This window comes from Novosphingobium resinovorum (genome assembly GCF_001742225.1).
GTDB classification, from domain to species: Bacteria; Pseudomonadota; Alphaproteobacteria; order Sphingomonadales; family Sphingomonadaceae; genus Novosphingobium; species Novosphingobium resinovorum_A.
The window spans coordinates 836,469-860,500 of record NZ_CP017075.1 but is presented as its reverse complement, the minus strand read 5'-3'; the positions used below and the strand labels follow the sequence as shown (position 1 = coordinate 860,500).

23 protein-coding genes are annotated in these 24,032 nt (G+C 66.4%); 15 read left to right on the top strand and 8 right to left on the bottom strand.

Annotated elements, in window-relative coordinates; genetic code table 11:
• Positions 1-76 precede the first annotated feature (76 nt).
• The 3 genes from gshB to rsmI form a co-directional block, all read right to left on the bottom strand.
• Positions 77-1,048 carry a glutathione synthase gene (gshB, locus tag BES08_RS03850; protein WP_036523126.1) on the bottom strand — a complete coding sequence of 324 codons (972 nt, stop codon included), beginning with the start codon at positions 1,046-1,048 and terminating at the stop codon, positions 77-79.
• Between the two features lie 100 nt (positions 1,049-1,148).
• Positions 1,149-1,511, bottom strand: coding sequence for a YraN family protein (locus tag BES08_RS03845; RefSeq protein WP_008833167.1), 363 nt, complete (start codon positions 1,509-1,511; stop codon positions 1,149-1,151).
• Positions 1,508-2,335, bottom strand: coding sequence for a 16S rRNA (cytidine(1402)-2'-O)-methyltransferase (rsmI, locus tag BES08_RS03840; RefSeq protein WP_036523123.1), 828 nt, complete (start codon positions 2,333-2,335; stop codon positions 1,508-1,510). The genes BES08_RS03845 and rsmI overlap by 4 nt, the downstream gene beginning before the upstream one ends.
• Before the next feature lie 41 nt (positions 2,336-2,376).
• Here rsmI and BES08_RS03835 point away from each other — a divergent pair, with 41 nt between their 5' ends.
• The 3 genes from BES08_RS03835 to BES08_RS03825 all read left to right on the top strand — a co-directional run bounded on the left by BES08_RS03835 (position 2,377) and on the right by BES08_RS03825 (position 7,150).
• The gene (locus tag BES08_RS03835) at positions 2,377-3,564 is read left to right on the top strand and encodes a penicillin-binding protein activator (RefSeq protein ID WP_051586688.1); all 1,188 of its coding nucleotides are present in this window, start codon (positions 2,377-2,379) and stop codon (positions 3,562-3,564) included.
• 207 nt (positions 3,565-3,771) lie between these two features.
• The gene (gene parE / locus BES08_RS03830; RefSeq protein WP_036523120.1) at positions 3,772-5,781 is read left to right on the top strand and encodes a DNA topoisomerase IV subunit B; all 2,010 of its coding nucleotides are present in this window, start codon (positions 3,772-3,774) and stop codon (positions 5,779-5,781) included.
• Positions 5,782-5,863: 82 nt separating this feature from the next.
• Positions 5,864-7,150, top strand: coding sequence for a serine hydrolase (locus tag BES08_RS03825; protein ID WP_051586687.1), 1,287 nt, complete (start codon positions 5,864-5,866; stop codon positions 7,148-7,150).
• On the opposite strand, the gene BES08_RS03820 is transcribed toward BES08_RS03825, so the two are convergent.
• Positions 7,119-8,318: a glycosyltransferase family 87 protein gene (locus BES08_RS03820; RefSeq protein ID WP_036523117.1), complete on the bottom strand. Its 1,200-nt coding sequence runs from the start codon at positions 8,316-8,318 to the stop codon at positions 7,119-7,121. The two genes, BES08_RS03825 and BES08_RS03820, sit on opposite strands and share 32 nt — an antisense overlap.
• 126 nt (positions 8,319-8,444) lie before the next feature.
• On the opposite strand from BES08_RS03820, the gene BES08_RS03815 reads away from it, so the two are divergent.
• The 5 genes from BES08_RS03815 to BES08_RS03795 are packed head-to-tail and all read left to right on the top strand — an operon-like array spanning position 8,445 to position 12,112.
• On the top strand, positions 8,445-9,290 hold the full coding sequence (locus BES08_RS03815) for an AAA family ATPase (RefSeq protein ID WP_008833173.1): 846 nt from the start codon (positions 8,445-8,447) through the stop codon (positions 9,288-9,290).
• A 1-nt stretch (position 9,291) separates the two neighbouring features.
• Positions 9,292-9,726 carry a GFA family protein gene (locus BES08_RS03810; RefSeq protein ID WP_036523115.1) on the top strand — a complete coding sequence of 145 codons (435 nt, stop codon included), beginning with the start codon at positions 9,292-9,294 and terminating at the stop codon, positions 9,724-9,726.
• Between the two features lie 16 nt (positions 9,727-9,742).
• Positions 9,743-10,621: a DUF817 domain-containing protein gene (locus tag BES08_RS03805; protein ID WP_008833175.1), complete on the top strand. Its 879-nt coding sequence runs from the start codon at positions 9,743-9,745 to the stop codon at positions 10,619-10,621.
• Entirely contained in the window at positions 10,612-11,793 is a 1,182-nt protein-coding gene (locus tag BES08_RS03800; protein WP_069707712.1) for a vWA domain-containing protein, read from the top strand. Before BES08_RS03805 ends, BES08_RS03800 begins: the two co-directional genes overlap by 10 nt.
• Before the next feature lie 46 nt (positions 11,794-11,839).
• Positions 11,840-12,112: a hypothetical protein gene (locus BES08_RS03795; protein ID WP_036523112.1), complete on the top strand. Its 273-nt coding sequence runs from the start codon at positions 11,840-11,842 to the stop codon at positions 12,110-12,112.
• On the opposite strand, the gene BES08_RS03790 is transcribed toward BES08_RS03795, so the two are convergent.
• Positions 12,106-13,305 (bottom strand): exo-beta-N-acetylmuramidase NamZ family protein, encoded by a 1,200-nt coding sequence (locus BES08_RS03790; RefSeq protein ID WP_036523109.1) that lies wholly within the window; start codon positions 13,303-13,305, stop codon positions 12,106-12,108. The two genes, BES08_RS03795 and BES08_RS03790, sit on opposite strands and share 7 nt — an antisense overlap.
• Positions 13,302-13,838 carry a DOMON-like domain-containing protein gene (locus tag BES08_RS03785; RefSeq protein ID WP_036523106.1) on the bottom strand — a complete coding sequence of 179 codons (537 nt, stop codon included), beginning with the start codon at positions 13,836-13,838 and terminating at the stop codon, positions 13,302-13,304. Before BES08_RS03785 ends, BES08_RS03790 begins: the two co-directional genes overlap by 4 nt.
• A gap of 226 nt (positions 13,839-14,064) precedes the next feature.
• On the opposite strand from BES08_RS03785, the gene tyrS reads away from it, so the two are divergent.
• The 6 genes from tyrS to BES08_RS03755 all read left to right on the top strand — a co-directional run bounded on the left by tyrS (position 14,065) and on the right by BES08_RS03755 (position 20,964).
• Positions 14,065-15,294, top strand: a complete 1,230-nt coding sequence (gene tyrS, locus BES08_RS03780) for a tyrosine--tRNA ligase (protein ID WP_069707711.1) — start codon at positions 14,065-14,067, stop codon at positions 15,292-15,294.
• A 106-nt stretch (positions 15,295-15,400) separates the two neighbouring features.
• Positions 15,401-15,739, top strand: a complete 339-nt coding sequence (locus BES08_RS03775; protein ID WP_008830574.1) for a PilZ domain-containing protein — start codon at positions 15,401-15,403, stop codon at positions 15,737-15,739.
• 86 nt (positions 15,740-15,825) lie between these two features.
• Positions 15,826-17,979 carry a TonB-dependent receptor gene (locus tag BES08_RS03770; RefSeq protein WP_036523101.1) on the top strand — a complete coding sequence of 718 codons (2,154 nt, stop codon included), beginning with the start codon at positions 15,826-15,828 and terminating at the stop codon, positions 17,977-17,979.
• A gap of 65 nt (positions 17,980-18,044) precedes the next feature.
• Positions 18,045-19,331, top strand: coding sequence for an MFS transporter (locus BES08_RS03765; protein WP_036523098.1), 1,287 nt, complete (start codon positions 18,045-18,047; stop codon positions 19,329-19,331).
• A complete protein-coding gene (gene cysK / locus BES08_RS03760) occupies positions 19,328-20,245 on the top strand; it encodes a cysteine synthase A (RefSeq protein ID WP_008832783.1) in 918 nt (305 codons plus the stop codon). The genes BES08_RS03765 and cysK overlap by 4 nt, the downstream gene beginning before the upstream one ends.
• A gap of 8 nt (positions 20,246-20,253) precedes the next feature.
• A complete protein-coding gene (locus BES08_RS03755) occupies positions 20,254-20,964 on the top strand; it encodes a dienelactone hydrolase family protein (protein WP_008832782.1) in 711 nt (236 codons plus the stop codon).
• Positions 20,965-21,616: 652 nt separating this feature from the next.
• Here BES08_RS03755 and hisI read toward each other — a convergent pair.
• Together hisI and BES08_RS03745 are read right to left on the bottom strand one after the other, a co-directional pair.
• Positions 21,617-22,009, bottom strand: a complete 393-nt coding sequence (gene hisI, locus BES08_RS03750; protein WP_069707710.1) for a phosphoribosyl-AMP cyclohydrolase — start codon at positions 22,007-22,009, stop codon at positions 21,617-21,619.
• 362 nt (positions 22,010-22,371) lie between these two features.
• Entirely contained in the window at positions 22,372-23,112 is a 741-nt protein-coding gene (locus BES08_RS03745; protein ID WP_036523093.1) for a ComF family protein, read from the bottom strand.
• 86 nt (positions 23,113-23,198) lie between these two features.
• Here BES08_RS03745 and BES08_RS03740 point away from each other — a divergent pair, with 86 nt between their 5' ends.
• On the top strand, positions 23,199-23,957 hold the full coding sequence (locus BES08_RS03740) for a methyltransferase domain-containing protein (protein ID WP_036523090.1): 759 nt from the start codon (positions 23,199-23,201) through the stop codon (positions 23,955-23,957).
• Positions 23,958-24,032 lie beyond the last annotated feature (75 nt).

Sequence of the window (24,032 nt, the reverse complement as noted above, 5' to 3'; positions counted from 1 at the left end):
AGCCCCACCCAACTTCGGCTAGGCCGCTGAGCGGCCAAGCCTGCGTATCCCGCCCCTGAAGGGGCAGGAGAAAAGATCACATCGCGGCATGCCGCCTTTCGATCGCATCCCAAATGCGCGCGGCCGTATCTGTGCCGTTGAACCGGTCGATCGCCACGATGCCGGTGGGCGAAGTCACGTTGATTTCCGTCAGCCATTTTCCGCCAATCACGTCGATACCGACGAAAACCAGCCCCCGCGCCTTGAGTTCCGGCCCAAGCGCCGCGCAGATTTCCTCTTCCGCCGAAGTGAGCGTGCTGGCCTCGGCCGAGCCGCCCACCGCGAGGTTCGAGCGGAACTCGCCCTCGCCCGGCTTGCGGTTGATGGCGCCCGCGAACTCGCCGTCGACGAGGACGATGCGCTTGTCGCCTTCCGACACGTCGGGGAGGAAGGGCTGGACCATGAACGGCTCGACCCAGGCGTTCTCGAACATTTCGATCAGCGCGCCGAGGTTCGATCCGTCGGCGGGTACGCGGAACACCGCCTTGCCGCCGTTGCCGTGAAGCGGCTTGATCACGAGGTCGCCGGGATGGCGCAGGTTGAACGCCTTCACGTCCTCGATCCGGCGGGCGATGAAGGTTGGCGGCATGAACCGCGCGTAGTCGAGCACGAAGACCTTCTCCGGCGCATTGCGCACAGAAGCAGGGTCGTTGACCACCAGCGTCTTTCCTGCGAGCCGCTCCAGCAGGTGCGTCGCAGTGATGTAACCCAGGTCGAAGGGCGGGTCCTGGCGCATCAGCACCACGTCGATGTCTTCGCCAAGGTCAATCAGGCGATACTCGCCGCGCGTGAAGTGATTGCCCTCGACGCGCTGGACGGTGACGGGCGCGCCCCAGCAGGTCAGGCGGCCGCCAGCGCCGTGCGCGGTGTCGTAGGCCAGCGTGCGCACGTCGTAGTGATAGAGGGTGTGCCCCCTCGCCTGCGCGGCGAGCATCAGGGCGAAGCTCGAATCGCCCGCGATCTTGATCGTTTCGAGCGGGTCCATCTGGACGGCGACGCGCAAAGTCATGGCGGATTCGGGCCTTTCGGAGTCGGGGGTACTTTGGTCGGCGGCGGTCTAGCCGCGTTCGCGCCTAGGTGCGACCTCAATCGCGAGTTTCAAGTCCGCGTCAGCCTCCTGGCTGCCAGGCATTGACGATTCGGCGGGGCCAAACCCAAGGCGCGATCAGGATCACGTCGATGCGCTGGTCGTCGCCGGGACGTGCATAGCGGCTCGCTATCAATTGCGCGGCATCGGCCACGCGCCTGAGCCGCCGCTCATCGATGGCCATGGCGAGTTCCGCCTGCGTCGCCCGCCACTTCACCTCGACGAAACAGACCGTGCGGCCGCGCCGCGCGACGATATCCACCTCGCCCTTGCGGGTCTTCACCCGCCGCCCGACGACACGCCAGCCGGTGAGCCAGAGGTAGAGCGCGGCGATCCACTCCCCGCGCCGCCCATGCCGCTCGGCCCGCTTGCGCCGCTCGCTCATTTGAGTTCGAGTGCCCGGGCATAGAGCGTCTTGCGGTCGAGCCCGGTCGCCTTCGCCACCGCCGCTGCCGCCTGCGAGGCCTTGGCCGTGGCCAGCGCCTCGCGCAGCAGGGCATCGACGTCCACTTCTCCCAACGGTTCCTCTCCGGGCGGTGCGATCAGCAGCACGATCTCACCCTTGGGCGGGTGCGCGGCGTAGTATTCCGACAGTTCCTGTGGAGAACCGCTGCGGCATTCCTCGAATTTCTTGGTCAGTTCCCGCCCCACGGCAACCTCTCGCCCCGGCAGCACCGAGGCGATCGCGGCCAGCGACGCGTCAAGGCGCGGCGCCGTATCGTAGAAGATCAGCGTGGCGGGAACCTTACCCAGTTCGGCCAGCATGTCCTCGCGCGCCTTGGCCTTGTTCGGCAGGAAACCGGCGAACAGGAAGCGGTCGTTCGGCAGGCCCGAAAGCGTCATCGCCACTACCGCCGCATTCGGCCCCGGCAGGCTGGTTACCGCGATTCCCCGCTCCCTTGCGGTACGCACGAGGCGATAGCCCGGGTCCGAGATCAGCGGCGTCCCCGCATCGCTGACCAGTGCGACCGGCTCTGCTTCCATCAGCGCCAGCAGCCGTTCGCGATCGCCCTCCCCAGCGTGGTCGTCGTAGCGTACCAGCTTCTTCTTCAAACCGAGGTGATGCAACAGCTTGCCCGTCACGCGAGTGTCCTCGCAGGCGACTGCGGAGACGCCGCGCAGGGTCTCGATTGCCCTGAGGGTAATGTCCCCCAGGTTGCCAATCGGGGTTGCGACTATGTAAAGGCCCGGCAAGAGTGTGTTTTCCATCGGCCAGACTCATGGCCCAGATACCGAGGGAGCGGCAAGCTATGTTCGACCTTAAAGGGAACGGGCGCCTCAATCGTCGCAGTCTTCTCGCCGCGGCCGCCATGGCTCTGGTCGCCGGTTGTACCGTGGTGCCCAAGGCGCCTCAGCCCGGCCCGCCGCCCGCGCCCACGCCTCCTCCCTCGCAGAGCGAACTGCCGGTGGACAAGGACCGTCACAGCATCGCGCTGCTGGTGCCGATGACCGGCGCCAACGCGGGCGTCGGCCAGGCGATCGCCAATGCCGCCAACATGGCCCTGCTCGACACCGCCGCGAAGAACCTGCGCGTGACGACGTACGATACCAGCGCCAATCCGGCCGAAGCTGCCCGCCGCGCGGTGACGGACGGCAACCAGCTGATCCTCGGCCCGCTGCTCGCCGACGACATCCCGGCCGTCTCGGGCATCGCCAAGGCGGCCAAGGTTCCCGTCATCTCGTTCTCCAATGACGAGCAGGCGGCGAACCGCGATGTCCTCATCATGGGCAACCTGCCCGGGCAGTCGGTGACCCGCACGGTGCAGTATGCCCGTTCGCAGGGCATCTCCACGTTCGGCGCGCTGGTTCCGCGCGGCGACTACGGCGACCGTACCAGCGCCGCGCTGCTGCAGGCGGTACGCGCCAGTGGCGGCTCGGTGATCGCTCTGGAGCCCTACGAGCGCAGCGCCGTATCGATCGCTTCGGCCGCGCAGCGCGTGAAGGCCAAGGGCGGTTTCGACGCCCTGCTGATCGCCGACAGCGGATCGCTCTCGGTTCGTGCCGCCACGGCCTTCAAGGGCGCGGCGAAGACGCCCGGCGTGAAGATCCTCGGCACCGAACTGTGGAGCGGCGAGCGTGACGTCAACGCCTCGGCAGCACTGGCAGGCGCCTGGTATTCGACCGTGTCCGACCAGCGCTTCGCACAGTTCTCCAAGAGCTACCGCGCGCGCTTCGGTAGCCAGCCGTTCCGTATCGCCACGCTCGGCTATGATGCGGTGCTCCTGACCCTTCGCGTCGCGCGCGACTGGAAGCCGGGCACCCGCTTCCCGGTCGATACCCTGCGCGACACCAAGGCGTTTCCCGGTGGCTTCCTTGGCGTGGACGGCGCGTTCCGCTTCACCAAGGGCGGCCTGATCGAGCGCGCGCTGGAAGTGCGTGAGGTCGGCGCGGGCACGGTGAAGGTCGTCAGCCCGGCGCCGGTGAAGTTCGGGGAGTAAGGCTCTGCCCACCCCGTCCGGCTAGGCAGCCAGCTGCCAAGCCTTCCGGCCCTCCCGCAAGCGAGAGGGCAAAAACGACATGAACTCCCCTCCCGCTTGCGGGAGGGGTTGGGGGTGGGCCGGTTCCAACACCGCCCTTCAAGCCCTGCGGATAAAGCGCAAACCCCTGCTTGCCCCCACGATTCCGCGCGCCCTATAGTGGCCGCCATGTCCGACGACCTCTTCGACAAGCTCCCCGCCGCCACCGGCGAGTCCTATGACGGTTCCGCGATCGAGGTGCTGGAGGGGCTCGAACCCGTCCGCCGCCGTCCGGGCATGTACATCGGCGGCACGGATGAGCGCGCGCTGCACCACCTTGCGGCCGAAGTCCTCGACAACGCGATGGACGAGGCCGTCGCCGGTCACGCCAACCGCATCGAGGTGACGCTGGAGGACGAACCCGGCACCGCCGGCCGCATCACCATCACCGACAACGGCCGCGGCATCCCGGTGGACGAGCATCCCAAATTCCCGGGCAAGTCGGCGCTGGAGGTCATCCTTTCCACCCTGCACTCGGGCGGCAAGTTCTCCGGCAAGGCCTACGCCACTTCGGGCGGCCTGCACGGCGTCGGCATCTCGGTGGTCAACGCGCTGTCGGTAAAGACGCGCGTGGAAGTGGCACGCAACAAGGAACTCTACGCGCAGGAATTCTCTCGCGGCGTGACGCTCGGTCCGATCCAGCGTGTCGGCGCAGCGCCGAACCGGCGCGGCACGGCCGTCACCTTCACGCCCGACACCGAAATCTTCGGCGACCAGAAGTTCAAGCCCGCGCGTCTGTTCAAGCTGGTGCGCTCCAAGGCGTACCTATTCGCAGGCGTCGAAATCCGCTGGAAGTGCGCGCCTGCACTCGCGGTGGACGGGGTTCCGGCGGAGGCGACCTTCCAGTTCCCCGGCGGCCTTGCCGATCACCTTGCCGAGCAGATCGGCACTCGCGAATGCGTGACCACGCAGTTCTTCTCCGGATCACAGGACTTCCCCAAGGGCGAGGACGGCTCCGAACAAGGCCGCGTCGAATGGGCGATCGCCTGGCCGCTCTACTCCGACGGCTCGTACTCGTGGTACTGCAACACCATCCCGACGCCCGACGGCGGCACCCATGAGCAGGGCCTGCGCGGCGCGCTGACCAAGGGCATTCGTGCTTTCGCCGATCTCGTCGGCCAGGCCAAGAAGGCCAAGGACATCACGCCGGACGACGTGGTGACCGGCAGTGAGGTGATGCTCTCGGTCTTCATCCGCGACCCGCAGTTCCAGAGCCAGACCAAGGACCGCCTGACCTCGCCCGAGGCCGCACGCATGGTCGAGGCGGCGGTGCGCGACCACTTCGACCACTTCCTCACCGACAACCTCGATCGCGGCAAGGCGCTGCTGGGCTCCGTCATGGAGCGCATGGACGAACGCCTGCGCCGCAAGGCGGAGCGCGAGGTCAAGCGCAAGACCGCCACCAACGCCCGCAAGCTGCGCCTTCCCGGCAAGCTGACCGACTGCTCGGGCGAAGGTCACGGCGAAACCGAACTGTTCATCGTCGAGGGCGATTCGGCAGGCGGCTCGGCCAAGCAGGCGCGCGATCGCAAGACGCAGGCGATCCTGCCGATCCGCGGTAAGATCCTCAACGTCGCATCGGCCACGGCCGACAAGATCCGCGCCAACCAGGAAATCGCCGACCTCGGCCTCGCGCTCGGCTGCGGCACGCGCAAGGACTGCAACGCCGACAACTTGCGCTATGACCGCATCGTCATCATGACCGACGCCGACGTCGACGGCGCCCACATCGCCACGCTGCTGATGACGTTCTTCTTCCAGGAGATGCCGGACATCGTTCGGCGCGGCCACCTCTACCTCGCGCAGCCGCCGCTCTACCGCCTGACTTCGGGCGCGACTTCCGCCTACGCCCGCGACGATGCCCACCGTGCCGAACTGGAAGCGACCAAGTTCAAGGGCAAGAAGGTCGAAGTCGGCCGCTTCAAGGGCCTTGGCGAGATGAACCCCGGCCAGCTGCGCGAGACGACGATGAGCCCGGACACCCGCTCCCTGATCCGCATCACCCTGCCGCAGGAGAGCGAGGGCCGATTCGCAGTGAAGGATCTCGTCGACCGCCTGATGGGCCGCAATCCCGAACATCGCTTCCACTTCATCCAGAACCGCGCCGGCGACCTCGACCGCGAACTGATCGACGCCTGACGGATACCGCCCGATGAACACCCGTTGACCTTCATCCCGCCTGCCGTCAGCCTGCCCGCGATGGTCAGGCCGGGGGCAGGCAATGAGCGGATGGCGGGGTTTTCTCAGTTTCGTGCTGGCACTCGTTCTGGGTAGCGGCGCGGCACATGCGCAGGACGATACCGAGGCTTTGCTCAAGCAGCGTGTCGCGGAGGTCGTCGCGGTCATGCAGGGCAAGCGCGATGCCGCAGAGACTTTCGACGCCCGCTTCCTGAGCGAAGTTCCGGCCGAGCGCCTTCGTGCCCTCACCTCGCAGATCGCGGCGCAGGGCGGTGCGGTGGAAGGATATGCGGACTTCAAGCGCGAACAGCAACGTTCGGCCACCTTCACCCTGAAACTCGCCAATGCCACCGCGCCCGCCCGGATCGAACTGGGACCGGGCGACAAGCCCCTGGTGGCGGGCTTTCGCATCTTCGCGGTGACGCCTGCAGGCGACAGCCTCGACAAGCTGGATGCGGATTTTGCAGCCCTGCCGGGAAAGGCCGGGTTCGCGGTCTATCGCCTCGGTGATGACGCGCCGGTGCTCGCCAAAGGCCGCGAGGTGACGACACCGTTCGCAGTGGGCTCCTCGTTCAAGCTCTACGTCCTCGCGGCGCTGGCGCGGCAGGTGAAGGAAGGCAAGCGGCGCTGGAGCGACGTCGTGCTCGTATCGGGCAAGTCCTTCCCGAGCGGCACCGTGCACACCCTCCCCGACGGTGCGCCGGTGACGGTGCATACCCTCGCCAGCCTGATGATCTCCATCAGCGACAATACCGCGACCGACATGCTGGTGCGCCTTGCCGGGCAGGAGGCATTGGCACGCGAAGTCCGCCTCGCCCGGCACGCAAGGCCCGAGGCGATGGCGCCGATAATGACGACCGCGCAGCTCTTCGCCCTCAAGCGCGGCGGTGATGCGGTCACGGAGCGGTATGCCAGCGCCTCGCCGGAGGAACGTCAGCGCCAGCTCGATGCGCTGGACCTCTCGCGGGTCGCCGAGGCCGATCCCGGCGAAGTCTTCGGTCATGGCCCGGTGGCGATCGACCGGATCGAATGGTTCTCCTCCCCTGCAGACCTTGCAGGGGTGATGGACGACTTGCGCCGCCTCGACAGCCGCGAGGCGTTCGACATCCTCGCCATCAACCCGGCGATGGATAGCGCCACGGCCCGCACGCGGGCCTACGTGGGCTACAAAGGCGGCTCGGAGGACGGCGTGATGAGCATGACCTGGCTGCTGCGCGACAAAGTCGAGACATGGTCGGTGGTGACGGGAAGCTGGAACGATCCGAAGGCGCCGATCGACAACAAACGCTTTGAAGTGCTCATGCTGCGACTGGCGAAGCTGGCCGGCTGACCCGTCGCCACAGCACTGCAAACAACAGGCCCAGCACCAGCGGCATCACCGGCAGAGCAAGGTTCATCGCCAAAGGCCGCGCGAAGGCTGGCGCGGCGAAGGCGAGGAGGATCGCCAGCTTCTCCCACCCGGCGAAGCCGCGGCGCAGCCCCTGCCCCACCAGCCAGAGTAGCGGGAACGCCAGCAGCACCATGTCGTAGTCGAGTACGAAGGGCGTCACCAGCGGCGCTCCGGCGAGGGCGAGGACGGCCAGACCATCGGACCAGCCCCTTCGCCATGCTGCCCGCGCCAATAGGCCCGCTATCACCAGCGCCACCACCGCCTGCACCGCATAGGCAACCGATGTCGCGGCGCCCAGCAGCTTGAGCGCCGCGAAGGGGCTCATCATCTTGGCGTAGCCGACCGCGCCTGCCGCCATGGCCTCCTCGGCGCGGGCACTGGCGGAGAGCCAGCCTGACCAGACCTCGCCACCGAACAGCAGCGCCGAGGCGGCGGCAAGCAGTCCGGCGGTGAGGGCGGCTGCGAGGATCGTTCGCCATTGACCGGTGAGCAGCAGCACGATCGGCAGCAGCAGCCCGAACTGCGGCTTGATCGTCGCCAGCCCCAGCAGCACGCCCGCCAGCACCGGCCGCGTGGGCACGAGCCACAGTCCAGCCCCGAGCAATCCCGCGACGAGGAACGCCGTCTGGCCGTGCGTCACCACGATCGGCACCGCCGGGAACGCGAGGAGCAGCAGCCACAAAGGAACCGGCACCAAAAACCGGTGCCACCACGCCCGCACGCTCGCGACATAGACCGCCCCCGTCGTGACCAGCCACGCGGCGAGCGCCGGGAAATAGCCCAGCCCGCCGAGCGGCCAGCAGAACGGCAGGAATGAGGGCGGGTAGAAGAAGGCGGTGTAACCGCCCTCGGATGCAAAGAAGGCCCTTTGCGCGGCGATATGCGCGGCGCCATCGTACACGTCCGCGCCTGCCCGGAGCATGTGCCCGACCGTCCAGAAGCTGATGAAATCGCTCCCCAGCAGGAAGCCGTTGCGATCGACACCGCCATGCGAACTCGCCACCAGCCAAGCCAGCATCGCGACATTGAGCAGCGCGAGAATCCGCAAGTAAGCGCCGCAACGCGCCGCGCCCAGCCAGTCCATCTTTCGCAGGAAATCGAGCCCCATGCGCTCTGCTCTGCAACGCTCGCGCGGGGAAGTCCATCGCCCGCCCGTCGTATCCGGATCGATATTGCCTTGCAGCATCGCACCCCATAAGGCTTAATCAAACGGTTAAAGTCACAGGATGAGCCGATGCAGCGTTTCGAAGGCACCAGCAACTACGTCGCCACCGAGGACCTCAAGGTCGCCGTCAATGCCGCCGTGCTGCTGCGCCGCCCGCTGCTGGTGAAGGGCGAGCCCGGCACCGGCAAGACCGTGCTGGCCGAACAGATCGCCGAGGCTCTCGATGCCCCGCTCATCACCTGGAACGTCAAGTCCACCACCAAGGCGCATCAGGGCCTGTATGAATACGACGCCGTCGCCCGCCTGCGCGACGGCCAGCTCGGCGATGCGCGGGTGCACGACATCGGCAATTACATCCGCAAGGGCAAGCTGTGGGAGGCGTTCACCTCGCCGCGCCTGCCGGTCCTGCTGATCGACGAGATCGACAAGGCCGACATCGAGTTTCCCAACGATCTCCTCGCCGAACTCGATCGCATGGCCTTCGACGTCTACGAGACCGGCGAGCACGTCGCCGCCGTCGAGCGCCCGATCGTGGTGATCACCTCGAACAACGAGAAGGACCTGCCCGACGCCTTCCTGCGCCGCTGCTTCTTCCACTATATCCGCTTCCCGGACCGCGAGACGATGGAGGCGATCGTCGACGTTCACTTCCCCGGCATCCAGAAGGTGCTGGTGCGCAAGGCCATGGAGATCTTCTACGAACTGCGCGAAGTGCCCGGCCTCAAGAAGAAGCCCTCGACCAGCGAACTGCTCGACTGGCTCAAGCTGCTGATGAACGAGGACATGCCGCTCGACGTGCTGCAGAACAGGGACTCCGCCAAGGCCATCCCGCCGCTGCACGGGGCCTTGCTCAAGAACGAGCAGGACGTGATGATGTTTGAAAGGCTGGCCTTCATGGCCCGGGGAAACCGCTGAGATGACCGCATCCTATTCAGGGCGCTGCAACTGCGGTGCCGTTACCGTCGAAATCACCGCAGAGCCGGTCGCCACCCGTCAGTGCTGGTGCCGCCAGTGCCAGAAGACCGCCGGTGGCGGCCCGACCAACAACGCGATGTTCCCGACCGACGCGGTGACGCTGACCGGGGATCGCGGCGAATTCGTCTACGTCGCGGCCAGCGGCAATACGCTGACGCAGGAGTTCTGCGTGGCCTGCGGCAGTCCGGTCCTTGGCCGATCGAGCGCGCGCCCGCAGTTCCGCACCATTCGCATCGGCCTGCTCGAAGGCGACCATGGCGTGAGGCCCGCGATGGCGATCTGGACCGACGACGCACCGGACTGGGCGGTGATCGATCCGGCGCTGGAACGCTGGCCGCAGCAGCCCCCTGCCCCGGCTCCCACGCCGCAGGACTGATCGGCGGCACCGGGTCATGACCGCAGGGCCGAGCACGCACACCCGTTTCGCCGCGATCCGCGCGCGGCTCGAGGGCTTCACGCCGCGTCCGGGCTGGCGCGCGTGGGTCTACGAGTTCCTGCTGTTCGGCTTCAAACAGGGCTGGGCCTGCCTGTTTGGCGGGCTGCTGCTCGCGCTGCTCCTCGGCACGCACTTGTTCTATCCCGACGATGCGCCGCTCGCCCGATACGATTTCCTGACCATCAGTGCGTTCGCCATCCAGTTGGCGATGCTCGCGCTGCGGCTGGAGACGTTGGACGAAGCCAAGGTCATCCTTGCCTTTCACGTCGTCGGCACCGTGATGGAGCTTTTCAAGACCGCCGTTGGATCGTGGGAGTATCCCGAAACCGCGATGTTGCGTGTGGGCGCGGTGCCGCTGTTCTCGGGATTCATGTATGCGGCCGTCGGCAGCTACATCGCCCGCGTCTGGCGTATCTTCGACTTCCGCTTCACCGGCTACCCGCGCGAGGGGCTTTCAGTGGTGCTGGCTTTGGCGATCTACGTCAATTTCTTCGCGCATCACTGGCTGCCCGACTTGCGGCTCGCGCTATTCGCCATGCTGGCCCTGTGCTTCGCCCGCACCCGCATCTGGTTCCGTGTCTGGCGGGAGGATCGGTGGATGCCGCTGCTGCTCGGCTGGTTCCTCGTCGCGCTGTTCATCTGGTTCGCGGAGAACCTCGCGACCTTCTCGCACGCGTGGATCTACCCGAGCCAGCGCAGCGGCTGGGCGATGGTCCACTTCGGCAAGCTGGGTGCGTGGTATCTGTTGATGTATATTTCCTTCGTGCTGGTCGCGGCCGTGCATAGGCCGAAGATGCGCGCTCAAGGCCGCAGGGAAGGCGCCCCATGTTCCTGAACTTCATCGACGAACTGCGCAGCGCAGGCATTCCGGCCTCGCTCAAGGAGCACCTCGTGCTGCTGGAAGCGCTCGACAAGGACGTGATCGAGCAGACGCCCGAGGCGTTCTACTACCTCAGCCGCGCCACCTTTGTGAAGGACGAGGGCCTGCTGGACCGCTTCGACCAGGTATTCCGCAAGGTCTTCGAAGGCGTGTTCAGCGACTACGGCCAACAGCCCGTCGATATCCCCGAAGACTGGCTCAAGAAGCTCGCCGAACGCTACTTCTCGGCCGAGGAGATGGAGGCGGTGAAGGCGCTCGGGTCCTGGGACGAGATCATGGAGACGCTGAAGAAGCGTCTGGAGGAGCAGGAAAAGCGCCATCAGGGCGGCAACAAGTGGATCGGCACCAACGGCACCTCGCCGTTCGGGCACTCGGGCTACAACCCCGAAGGCGTGCGGATCGGCGGGGAAGGCAAGCAGGGCCGCGCGATCAAGGTCTGGGAAAAGCGCGAGTTCGCCAACCTCGACAACACCCGTGAACTCGGCACCCGCAACATCAAGGTGGCGCTGCGCCGCCTGCGCCGCTTCGCCCGCGAAGGCGCGGCGGAGGAGCTTGATCTGGACGCCACCATCGCCGGGACCGCCAAGCAGGGCTGGCTCGACGTCGTCATGCGGCCCGAGCGGCACAATGCGGTGAAGGTCCTGCTGTTCCTCGACGTCGGCGGCTCGATGGACCCGTTCGTCAGGCTGATCGAGGAACTGTTCAGCGCCGCCACGGCGGAGTTCAAGAACATGGAGTTCTTCTACTTCCACAACTGCCTCTACGAAGGCGTATGGAAGGACAACCGCCGCCGCTGGTCGCAGCGCACGCCGACTTGGGACGTGCTCCACAAGTACGGTCACGACTACAAGGTGATCTTCGTCGGCGACGCCGCGATGAGCCCCTACGAGATCAGCCATCCCGGCGGCTCGGTGGAGCACATGAACGAGGAAGCAGGCACGGTCTGGCTGAACCGCGTGGTGCAGACTTATCCGGCGACGGTGTGGCTGAACCCCAGCCCCGAACGACAGTGGGGCTATTCGGGTTCGACTCGCATGATCCGCGAGATCATGGGCGGAGCGATGTACCCGCTGACGCTGGACGGGCTGGACTCGGCGATGCGCGAACTCACGCGCAAGAAGGGGTGACCGTCGCCGTCGGCGTGATAGGATCGATACATCAAGGAGATGACCGATGATGACGTTTCTGCTGATGCTCGCTGCCGGCGTGGCAGTTCAGGGTGAAGCCAGCGCTGCCAAAACTCGTCAGTGCGAATTCAAGGTCGAGCAGGTTTCCGCCAGCACCGGCACGGTAAAGTTCGAGCCCGGCAGGGACGCGCCGATGCTGCTCAGCGCGGTGGAGAAGCGAGTCAACGGCTGCTCCGTGCTCACCGAGGCGGGCACGGGCCGGACCATCGAGCCCCCTGCCGTAACCAACGACCCCGCCAAAGTGAAGCCGGCTCAGTAAAGCAGCAGGTCCGCGACTCCGGCGCGCCAGGCGGCCTCGTCGCGGGCGGCGATCGCATCGAGATCGGCGGGCGTGGAAGCCGGGTCATCGACCCATTCGCGCAAGGCCGGGCCACCGTTGATGACGTCGATGGCAAGGCGCTCGAATTCATACTCGTACGGGAAGTCGCGCCAGAGCGGATAGTGCGGATAAAGGCGCCTGATCGCCTTGAACGCCAGTGCCTGCAACCGCCACGGACGGAATGCCTGGTGATCATAGAACGCGCCTTCCGCGTGGATCATCAAACCGTTGCACAAGGTCTTGGCGTGCTTGTGGAAGGTCGGCTCGAACCAGCACTCGCGGATCGCGCAGCCCTCCAGCCATTCGGGCGCGAAGGCGCGCATCTCGGCGAGTACCGCCTTGGCATCGATGTCGGGGGCTCCGAACAGGATTTCGAGCGGGCGGGTGGTCCCGCGCCCTTCGGAGACGGTCGCGCCCTCGATCATGACCGTCCCGGCATAGGCGCGGGCCATGTTGAGGTTGGCGGCATTGGGGCTCGGGTTGATCCAGATGCGGTCCTGCGGCCAGCCGAAACCGGGCGCGGACTCGGGCTCCCAGCCCTCCATGGCGATCACGCGGTAATCCACGTTCAGGCCGAAATGGCGGATGAACCAGTGGCCCATCTCGCCAAGTGTCAGCCCGTGGCGCATCGGCATCGGCCCGGCACCGACGAAGCTCTCTTGCCCCGGCAGCAGCGTCGTGCCCTCGACCGGACGTCCGGCGGGGTTGGGGCGATCGAGCACCCAGACGCTCTTGCCCTGCGCGGCGGCCTCTTCGAGCAGGTAGAGCAGCGTAGTGACGAAAGTATAGATGCGGCAGCCGAGGTCCTGTAGGTCGAACAGGAACACATCGGCGGTCGACATCATCTGCCCGGTCGGGCGGCGCACCTCGCCGTAGAGACTGAACACCGGGATGCCGTAAACCGGATCGGTCTCGTCGAACGTCTCGACCATGTTGTCCTGCTTGTCGCCCTTGAGACCGTGCTGCGGGCCGAAGGCGCTGGTCACGTTGACCCCGGCCGCGATCAGGGCGTCCAGCGAATGGACCAGTTCCTCGGTCACCGAGGCCGGATGGGCGATGAGCGAAACGCGCTTGCCTTCGAGCGGGGCGCGCAGGGCGGGGTCCGCCAGCAGGCGGTCGATACCGAATTTCATGGCGCGGTGGGTGCCGCAATGGTCGCCGTGAAGCAAGCCGGATCGTGGAAGTCGGGAGCGTCACTGCAATGGGCCAGTGCCCAGTAACTCTTGTGGCCGCCTTGTTCCTCTATCACCGCCGTGAAACCGCACCGCCACGGCGCAAGCGGCAGCCCGGCGGCGGGGATCGCGGCATCGAAGATCGCCATGTCGGTGCCCTGCCGGATGGTGCACTCGGGTTCGCGCGGCATCGGCCTTTCGGCCATGCCTTCGCGCCGGGCGGTGAAGTCGTAGACGTTCCAGCGCTCGGAGGGAGAAAGGTTGATCTCGGTATAGCCCGGTCCATCGCCGTGCTGGAGAAACAGCTCGAAGCAGGTGGTCTGCCACAAGCCATCCGCCCTGCCCTTGCCCGCGAAAGGCGGCACGACCAGTTTTCCCGCCCCCATGATCTTCCAGCGCGCGCGCAGCCACTGCGCGTCATGCCCGATGATCCGCGCCTCCACACTGCGGACGGCGAGTGGAGGGTGGGCGGGGTGGGAGACGAGTTCGGTCATTGTCCTTCGCTATGCGCTGAAATGGCTCCATGGCAATGCGGTTCTGGCGAAACGAAAGAATGCACGCGACAAACCCACCCCCAGCCCCTCCCGCAAGCGGGAGGGGCGCGAGACCAGACGATTTATCGCCTGGTCGCAGCGGGGTGGGCACCGCCGCACCCATCGGCGTTTATTTCCCCCCCTCCTCGTGCTAGGCGCGCGCTTCCCTCAAACCGAAGCGGAACCGATGACCTACAATTCGACCCTGCTGCGCCTCCTCGACGAGCGAGGCTACATTCACCAGTTCACCGATGCCGAGGGCCTTGACGCCATGGCCGGCAAGCAGGTGGTGCCGGGGTATATCGGCTTCGACCCGACGGCGCCTTCGCTGCACGTCGGGCACCTCGTCTCGATCATGATGCTGCGTCAGCTTCAGCGCGCGGGCCACAAGCCGATCGTCGTGATGGGCGGCGGCACCGGCAAGATCGGCGACCCCAGCTTCAAGGACGAGGCGCGCAAGCTGCTGACCGAAGACCTGATCAAGGAGAACGTCGCCTCGATCCGCCGCGTCTTCGAGCGCTTCCTGACCTTCGGCGACGGCCCCAGCGACGCGATCATGGTCGACAACGCGGAATGGCTCGACAAGCTGGAATACATCCCGTTCCTGCGCGACATCGGCCAGCACTTCTCGGTCAACCGCATGCTCAGCTTCGATTCGGTCAAGCTGCGCCTCGATCGCGAGCAGTCGCTCAGCTTCCTCGAATTCAACTACATGATCCTGCAGGCCTACGACTTCCTGGAGTTGTCGCGCCGCGCCGCATGCCGCCTGCAGATGGGCGGATCGGACCAGTGGGGCAACATCGTCAACGGCGTGGAACTCGCGCGCCGCGTCGATGGCACGCAGGTCTTCGGCCTGACGACGCCGCTGCTCACCAATGCCGACGGCACCAAGATGGGCAAGACGGTCGGCGGCGCGGTGTGGCTGAACGAGGACCAGCTTTCGCATTTCGACTACTGGCAGTTCTGGCGCAACACCGACGACCGCGACGTGGGCAAGCGCCTGCGCCTGTTCACCGACCTGCCGCTGGACGAGATCGAGCGCCTCGAAGCCCTTGAAGGCAACGAAATCAACGCCGCCAAGATCGTCCTCGCCAACGAGGCGACGAAGCTGTGCCGCGGTGAGGAAGCCGCGAAGTCCGCCGAAGCCACCGCACAGGCGACCTTCGCGGGCGGCGGCATGGGCGGCGATCTGCCGACCATCGAGGCCGGAGCAGACGGCATCCGTCTCGGCGCGGCCTGTGTGGAACTTGGTTTCGTGGCATCCAACGGCGAGGCCAAGCGCAAGATCGCCGAGGGCGCGGTGCGTCTCGACGACGTGGTGATGGACGATCCCGCCCTGCTGATCACACTGGCGCCGGGCGAAAGCCGCAAGCTCAGTGTCGGCAAGAAGAAGCACGGCGTCATCACAAAGGCGTAATACTTAATCCCGCCGACCTGCCGGGGGCAAAGTCGGCGGGATTAACCGCTTGTTTGCCATTTGCGCCTAGAGTTCTTCGACGGCAAAAAGCAAAAGGCATGGAACCATGAGTGCAGGAGCGCAGCTCACTGTAACCGACAAACGGCGCGCAGCGCGTCACCCCGTCGATTACACCGTGATCGCCGAGCACCGCCAGCTCGGCGACCTCGACCTGCACATCGTGAACATTTCGGCCCAGGGCTTCATGATCCAGGGCGAGATGACGCTCGAGCGCGGCGAACGGCTGGTCATGCGCCTGCCCGTGGTAGGCCGGATCGAGGCGCACATGATCTGGACCCACGAGGGCCGTTCCGGTTTCCAGTTCGAGCGCATCATCCGGATCGATGACTTCCTCAAGCTGGTCGATACTCTCCAGCCCAATCCGCGCCTGCGTCCCAAGCGCTGAACATCAGGCAAGTCCCGTTAGGAAAATGCTGCGTACGCACAAAACCATATTGATATAATATAACATGACAATTAGAGGGCTTGGACATGACAGCCCGCCCTCCCCGAATCGCCCTGCTGGCCTGCGCCAGCCTTGTCGCAACCGTCGCCGCCGATCCCGCGCTGGCCCAATCCGTGCCGGGAGCGTCCGGACAGGAAGCATTTGGCCCCGCCACCGCGTCCAAGAGCGGCCACGCGCAGGAGAGTGGCCCTGAGATCATCGTCACCGGCCGCGTCATTTCCGGCAACGCCGACCCGATTTCGGCTCCGGTTGTGCTGACCGGCGATGCCCTCACCCGCAATCTGAAGCCGCAGATCGGTGACATGCTGAAAAGCCTTCCCGGCGTCACCAGCAGCGGTTTCGCCCCCGGCGTATCGCGCCCCATCCTGCGCGGCTTCGACGGCCCGCGCGTTCAGGTCCTGCTTGACGGTCTCGGCTCGCTCGACGCATCCGCCGTTTCCGCCGACCACGCGGTGTCGCTCGACACGCTGAACATCGAGCGCGTCGAAGTCCTGCACGGCCCGCGCGTCCTGCTTTACGCCAGCGATCCGGCAGGCGGCGCGGTCAACGCGCTGGACAAGCGCATCCCACGCGCGGTGCCGGACAAGGCGTTCACCATCGACGCGCTGGGCAGTTACGGCACCGCCGCCAACGACGTGAACGGCGGGGTCGCCGCCAACGTCAGGCTGGCCGACAAGTGGGTCGCGCACCTCGATGCCTCCTACTATCATTCCGACGATCTGCACGTCGGCGGCTACGTGCTTTCCCCTGAACTGCGCGCCGAGACTCTGGCTTCGGCCGACGCCCTTGCCGCCGACGGAGACGCCGCCGGCGCTGCCAATCTGACGGCTCAGGCAGGCCGCAAGGGCAAGCTCGCCAACAGCGGCACCGAGGGCTGGACATATGGCGGCGGCGTCGCGTTCATCGACGCGGGCGGCGACATCGGTGTCTCGGCCCAGCGCGTGGCCAACGACTACGGCATTCCCCCGCGCCCCTCGACGGATCCGTCCTCGACGATGATCAGCCTGCGCCAGACCCGCGTTGACCTGCGGGCGGGCCTCAACCTCGACGGTTTCCTCAAACGCCTCGAACTGCGCGGCGCGTACGGCGATTACACCCACGCCGAGATCACCGACGGCGCCGTCGGCACCCGTTTCAACAGCCAGTCGCTGTCGGCCCGGCTCCAGGCCGACCAGACGCGCCGGGGCATCTGGAGCGGTTCGAGCGGCGTCCAGTATTCGTCCTCCACGCTGGACATCACCGGCGACGAACTGCTGCTGCCGAACACCGAGACCAACCGCTTCGCGGCTTTCACGCTGCAGCAACTTGAAGTCGGCCGGTTCGATCTCGAAGCCGCGCTGCGCTACGAGAATACGCAGATCCGCGCCAAGCCCAATGGCGGCGACCTGCTGACCGGGCAGAGCCGCCAGTTCGACCAGTACTCCGCAGTCGTCGGTGCCGCATGGCACCCGACCGATACCTTGACCCTCTCGGTCAACTACCAGCACGGCGAACGCGCCCCGTCCGCGGAGGAACTGTTCGTCAACGGCGCGCATGACGCCACGCAGTCGTTCGAGGTCGGCAATCCCAACTTCACGCTCGAAAAGAGCGATGGGATCGAAGCCGGCATCCGTTACAGCGGCAGCAATTTCGCCGGATCGGTGACCGCATACGGCACCAACTTCGGCAACTTCATCGCCGCCGTCCCGACCGGCCAGATCGACGCGGAATCAAGCCTCCCGATCTACCAGTACCTTCAGGCCGCCGCTCGCTTCCGCGGCATCGAGGCCGAGGGCGCGCTGACCGTGGCCCGCACGCAGAGCGGCGGCACCTTCAAGATCGACAGCGGGGTCGACTATACTCACGCCAGGCTGGTCAATCTCGGCCCGGTCCCCCGCATCCCGCCGCTGCGCGTGCGCGGAGGGTTGGAGTACGATTCGCCGGTCTTCGACTTGCGCGGCGAAGTCGAATGGAACGCCCGGCAGAACCGCGTGGCCGAGAACGAGAACCCGACAGACGCCTTCACGCTCGTCAACCTCAGCGCCACCTGGCGCCCGGTCGGCGAGAAGGGGCCTCTCACCCTCATCCTCTCCGCCAACAACCTGCTCGACGCCTCGGGCCGCCTGGCGGCATCGCAGACCAAGGACTTCGTGCCGATCGCCGGGCGTGACGTGCGCCTGACGGCCCGGATCACCTATTAAAAGAAACAATCCGGTTTAGCCCAATCCAACTTGGCAAGGGGAGGCCACGCTGCCATGCAGCCCGCGTGAGTCTCCCCCATCCTTCTCCCGACGGCGCCCCCACTTCGCCGCTCCAGATCGCCGACTACCGCAAGTTCTGGCTGGCCCGCTTCTTCGCGGTGCTGGCGACGACGGGTACGGTCGTCATCATCGGCTACCAGCTCTACGACGTCGCCCGAACCGACTACGCCATGTCGATCACGCAGGCCTCGTTCCAGCTGGGCCTGCTCGGCTTCGCACAGTTCCTGCCGGTGTTCCTGCTGACCCCGGTGGCGGGCGTCGTCGCCGATCGTTTCGACCGCCGCAAGGTCGCCGGAACAGCCGCCCTGCTAGACATGTGCGTCGCGCTGGGCCTCGGCATCATCACCACGCTGGAAATCCGCAGCCTGCCGGTGCTCTATGCCTTCGCGGTGATGCACGGCATGGTCCGCGTATTCATCAGCCCGGCCATGTCGGCGATCGCGCCCAACATCGTGCCGCCCAAGCTGATCCCGCGCGCGATCGGCTTCAACTCGATCGCAATGCAGGCGGGCACGATCATCGGCCCTGCCGCTTACGGTTTCATGTTCGCGGCCCACCACGCCCTGCCCTACTGGTGCTCGGCGCTGTTCACGCTGGGCGCCTCGATCGCCATCCAGGCGATCCGCCACTTGCCCGCCATCCCGCGCGACCCGGCCAAGGCTCACCCGATCCGCCAGATCGTCGAGGGCTTCCGGTTCGTCTGGAGCGAGCGCTTCCTGTTCGGCTGCATCACGCTCGACCTCTTCGCCGTGCTGCTCGGCGGCGCGACCGCGCTGATGCCGGTCTTCGCCCGCGACCTGCTGCACGTCGGTCCCGAGGGTCTCGGCCAGATGCGCGCGGCGACGGCGGCAGGCGCGGCGGTGGTGGCGTTCTGGCTCTCGTTCCGCCCGCTGCAGTCGAACGTCGGCGTCAAGATGCTGGCGGCCGTCGTGGCCTACGGCGCCGCGACGATCGGCTTCGGCCTCTCGCGCCACTTCCTGCTGTCGCTCGCCTGCCTTGCCTGCCTCGGCGCCGCCGACATGATCTCGGTGTTCATCCGCAGCTCGCTCGTCCAGTTGCGCACGCCCGACACCGTGCGCGGCCGCGTCTCGGCGATTTCCGGTCTCGCCGTCTCGGCCTCGAACGAGCTGGGCGAGTTCCAGTCGGGCTTCGCCGCAGCCCTTCTCGGCGCTACCGGAGCAGTTGTCTTCGGCGGCAGCGCTGCCATAGTCATCACCCTTGCCTGGGCCTGGTTCTTCCCGGAACTGCGCCGGGCACGTACCTTCGAAGCCCGTTGGGAGCAGAAATCATGAAGGCCGACAGCATCCTCGCCACCATCGGCGATACCCCGCACATCCGCCTCTCCCGCCTGTTTCCGGACCATGAGGTCTGGGTGAAGGCGGAGCGCGCCAACCCTGGCGGCTCGATCAAGGACCGCATCGGCCTCGCCATGATCGAGGCGGCGGAAGCCGACGGCAGCCTCAAGCCCGGCGGCACCATCATCGAGCCGACTTCGGGCAATACCGGCATCGGCCTCGCCATGGCGGCAGCGGTCAAGGGCTACACCCTTGTCCTCGTCATGCCCGAATCGATGTCGGTCGAACGCCGCCGCCTGATGCTGGCCTACGGCGCCAAGTTCGACCTCACTCCGCGCGAAAAGGGCATGAAGGGCGCGATCGAGCGCGCCAAGGAACTGATCGAGGCGACCCCGGGCGCCTGGATGCCCCAGCAGTTCGACAACCCTGCCAACGTCGACGTCCACGTCAAGACGACCGCGCAGGAAATCCTCAAGGACTTCGCCGATGAGCCCATCGACGTGCTCGTCACCGGCGTCGGCACCGGCGGCCACCTGACCGGATGCGCCGAGACGCTGAAGGCCAGCTGGCCTTCGATGAAGGCCTATGCGGTCGAGCCGACGCTCTCGCCGGTGATCTCCGGCGGCCAGCCCGGCCCGCACCCGATCCAGGGTATCGGCGCCGGTTTCATCCCCGGCAACCTGCACACCCAGTCGATCGACGGGGCCATTCAGGTCGATCCCGCCGACGCCAAGGACTGGGCGCGTCGCTGCGCAACCGAGGAAGGCATGCTCGTGGGCATCAGCTCGGGCGCGACGCTTGCCGCCATCGCCCAGAAGCTGAAGGACCTGCCCGCAGGCAGCCGCGTCCTCGGCTTCAACTACGACACCGGCGAGCGCTATCTCTCGGTGCCCGACTTCCTGCCGGAGTGATATCCATCGTGACGACTACCCCCACGCTCGAGCCCGTTTCCTACGAACACGCCGGTGTCGCCCTCACCGGCTGGCTCGCCCGCCCCGAAGGCGCGGCCCGCGCGGCCGTCGCCCTGTTCCCGACGATCGCCAACGTCATCCCGCTGATGGAGGAGCGCGCCCGCAAGCTCGCCGCAGAGGGCTATCTGGTGATGATCACCGACTTCTACGGCGAGCCGATCGAGAGCTTCGAGGCTTCGTTCCCCGTCGCCGAGAAGCTGCGCGCCGACAACGCCTACTACCGCGCCCGCATCATCGCCGGGATCGATGCGCTACGGGGGCTCGCCGATGGCATCAAGCTCTTCGCCGTCGGCCACTGCATGGGTGGTCAGGCCGTCCTCGAAGCCGCCCGCGCAGGTGAGGATCTGGCCGGCGTGGTCAGCTTCCACGGCACCCTGCCGACCACGGCTCCGGCCCAGCCCGGCGGGATCAAGCCCCGCATCCTCGTCTGCCACGGCGATGCCGACCCGCTCGTGCCCCGCACCGATGTCGTCGCCTTCTGGGAGGAAATGGATGCGGCCGGAGCCGACTGGCACTTCCACAGCTACGGCAACGTGAAGCACGGCTTCACCGACCCGCACAGCCCGGACAAGGGCATGGCCTTCCTCGACTACAACGTCAGCGCCGATCGCCAGTCCTGGGCCTCGATGCTGTCGTTCTTCAACGAGATACTGGGCTGACCTCCCATTCCTCCCTGAGCTTGCTCGGGGAGGAATTTGCAAACAAAGCCCGTCATCCCCAACATCGTCATCCCAGCGAAGGCTGGGACCGCTGGCCTGTTACGACCAACTATCGTCCGGACGCCCTGCCGAGGGTTGGGTTTTGCGCTGCCAGCGGTCCCAGCCTTCGCTGGGATGACGGGGGTGTGCGTGCAGTCAGCGCACGCAAAAACACCCGCTGGCGAGTGCGGGCCATTACGCCGGGGAAATCAACGCATCCGAAGTGAACATCGGGTCGGCGTCGGGAGCGTCCAAGCAGGGACGCGGGGTTTTGTTTTCCGTGAAGCTCTGGCGAGCGGCCGGGTAACTCACGGTGCAGCCCGGCTCGACCTGTATTCCATCGGAAAGTCCCATGTGGCCGTCGTTAGGGTTCGCATCGTTATCGGCCGAAGGCTATCCGGGATGGCCGTCCCATGCCCAACGACGTGTCGAAGGATCGTATGGACGGCGTTTCCGGTAGCGCAGAGACAGTCCGGGTCTTCGAACGGACGCGTGGTTTGCGCGATCGCGGCTGAAACCGCATCCCGGCCCACGACGCCGACCCGATACACCTCTCCGGCGTGATCATCGCCGGATCGGATGTCGGGTCATATAACCTATTTGGCGATAAATGTCAAGAATGCGGCAGATGATCCCGGGTGCGCTCCAGCACTTCGCCATCAAGCCGCCGATAGAAGCAGCTGCGCGCACCGGTGTGGCAGGCCGGACCTTCCGGCGTCACGAGCAGTTCCAGCGCGTCCTGATCGCAATCGACGCGAATTTCCTCGACGCGCAGGAAATGGCCCGATGTCTCACCCTTCAGCCACAGCTTGCCCCGCGACCGCGAATGGAAATGCGCCAGCCCCGTTTCACGCGTCTTCGCCAGCGCCTCGGCATCCATGTAAGCGACCATCAGGATCTCGCGCGAGCGCGAATCGACGGCGATGGCGATGAGCAATCCCTGGGCGTCGAAGCGCGGCAGGAACGCCGTTCCCAGTTCACGCTCGGCGGCTGTCACGTCTGTCATCCTCGGACTAATCCCTGTTCCCGCTAACAGCGGCATAATTGTTGCACCACAGCCACAGCAAGGGACCAAAATCCACGTCAGTCAGCGAAGTCTCTTTCCAAAAAAGACGATTCGATGAATTCTGGCTTTGCAGCTGGGGGGCTGCTTCTGACCCACAGGTCGCTCGCAGGCAAGTGTTCGGCAAGGAACACCGGTCTGAAACGGAAAGCGGGCCACGGTTCAGGGAATGCTTTGATGAGGGATCGGACCAGGCGGTATCAGGGGCACCGCTGAACTGCGCAAGCAGGGTTCAAACAGTTTCGTCACGAGGACGCCCGGAACTCACAAGGTTCCGGGCGTTTTCGTATTCAGGGCGAATCGCCTCAGGTCACATCGAGAGCTTCATCCAGCACGCGGGCGAAGCAGGCGATCACCACACGCTCCGCTCCTGCCCGCTTCAGCGCCGAGACGCAGGCATCGCTGGTGGCACCGCTGGTCAGCACGTCATCGACGAGGACCACCTTCGCACCTTTCAGCGCTGCCTTCCGCTTCGGATGGACGGCAATCGCACCCGACAAGGTCCGCTTGCGTGCCAGCTTGCCCATGCCGCCCAGCGAGCGCGTCGCCTTGCGTCGCACCAGCGTATCGACCGCGAGGCCCGCGCCGCTGCGCCGCCCGATCTGCCGGGCCAGTTCCGCCGCCTGATTGTAGCCGCGTTTCCACAGCCGCCAGCGATGCAGCGGCACCGGCACCAGCAGCCAGTCGGCATCGACGAAAGGCAGCTTGGGCACCATCAGCCCGGCCATCATCGGTGCCAGCGCGATGCGATTCCCGTGCTTGAACGCCAGCACCAGCTTGCGCGAAGGTTCGTTGTAGAGCGTCGCGGCCGCGATCCCGGCATGGCGCGGCGGATCGGCAAGGCACGGGCCGCACGTGCCGCCCTCCGGCATCGTATCGCCGAAAGGCCGCTGGCAGGCCGCGCAGGCCGGATCGCCCGGGATCGCCAGCGTACTCCAGCAATCCGCACAGAGCCCCGCCGCCGAACCGATCGCCGCCCCGCACAGCGGACACCGCGGCGGAAACACGAGATCGACGAGCGGTGAAAGTACGTGTCCCAGGCCCATGGCGCGATCCTATGCACGCCGTGTTGCACGACAAGCACGCCACGAGGGCATTGCAAGGTTTTCATCGACGCGGCAGGGGAGCATCCATGGCAACCAAGGCTCCCCCCCGCATCTTCTCCCCCGCCCGCCGCGCCGCCCTGCGCCGCCGGATGCTCAGGCTCCAGCAGCAGCCGGATGCGCCGCGCTACCTGATCGACGACATGGTGGAGGACGTGCTCGAACGCCTCTCTTTCCTGCGCTTCGAACCGAAGACGGCGCTGGTTGTCGGCGACTATTCGGGCGCGCTGGCTCTGGCGCTACGGGCGCAGGGTGTGCCGGTGACCGAAGTGGACCCGGCCATTGGCTTCGTTGAGGAACAGCCCTGGCCGTTCGACGGCTTCGACCTCATCGCCAGCCTCGGCACGCTGGACACCGTCAACGACCTTCCCGGCGCCTTCGTCCACGCACGCAAGGCGCTGGCGCCGGGCGGACTGCTGATCGCCAGCTTCCTCGGCTCCGGCAGCCTGCCGGTCATGCGCGAAGTCATGATGGCGGCGGACGACGAGCGTCCCGCCCCGCGCCTTCACCCCTCGGTGGACGTGCGTGCAGGAGCGCAACTGCTCCAGCGCACGCTCTATGCCGATCCGGTGGCGGACCATCGCCATCTGGACGTGGGGTTCCGCAGCCTCGAACGCCTCGTCGGGGACCTGCGCGCGCAGGGTCTCGCCAATGTGCTCGCTGATCCCGGTCCGCAGCTGGGCAAGGCGGCGCTGGCGCGGGCGCACGATGCGTTTGCGGCCGCCGGTGAGGGCGGCCGCACGGTAGAGCGGTTCGAGATCATGACGCTGTCCGGCTGGAAGCGCTGAACCCGTAAATCTCATCGTCATTGCGAGGGCCGAAGGTCCGAAGCAATCCAGAGCGGCCCAAACCGCCCTGGATTG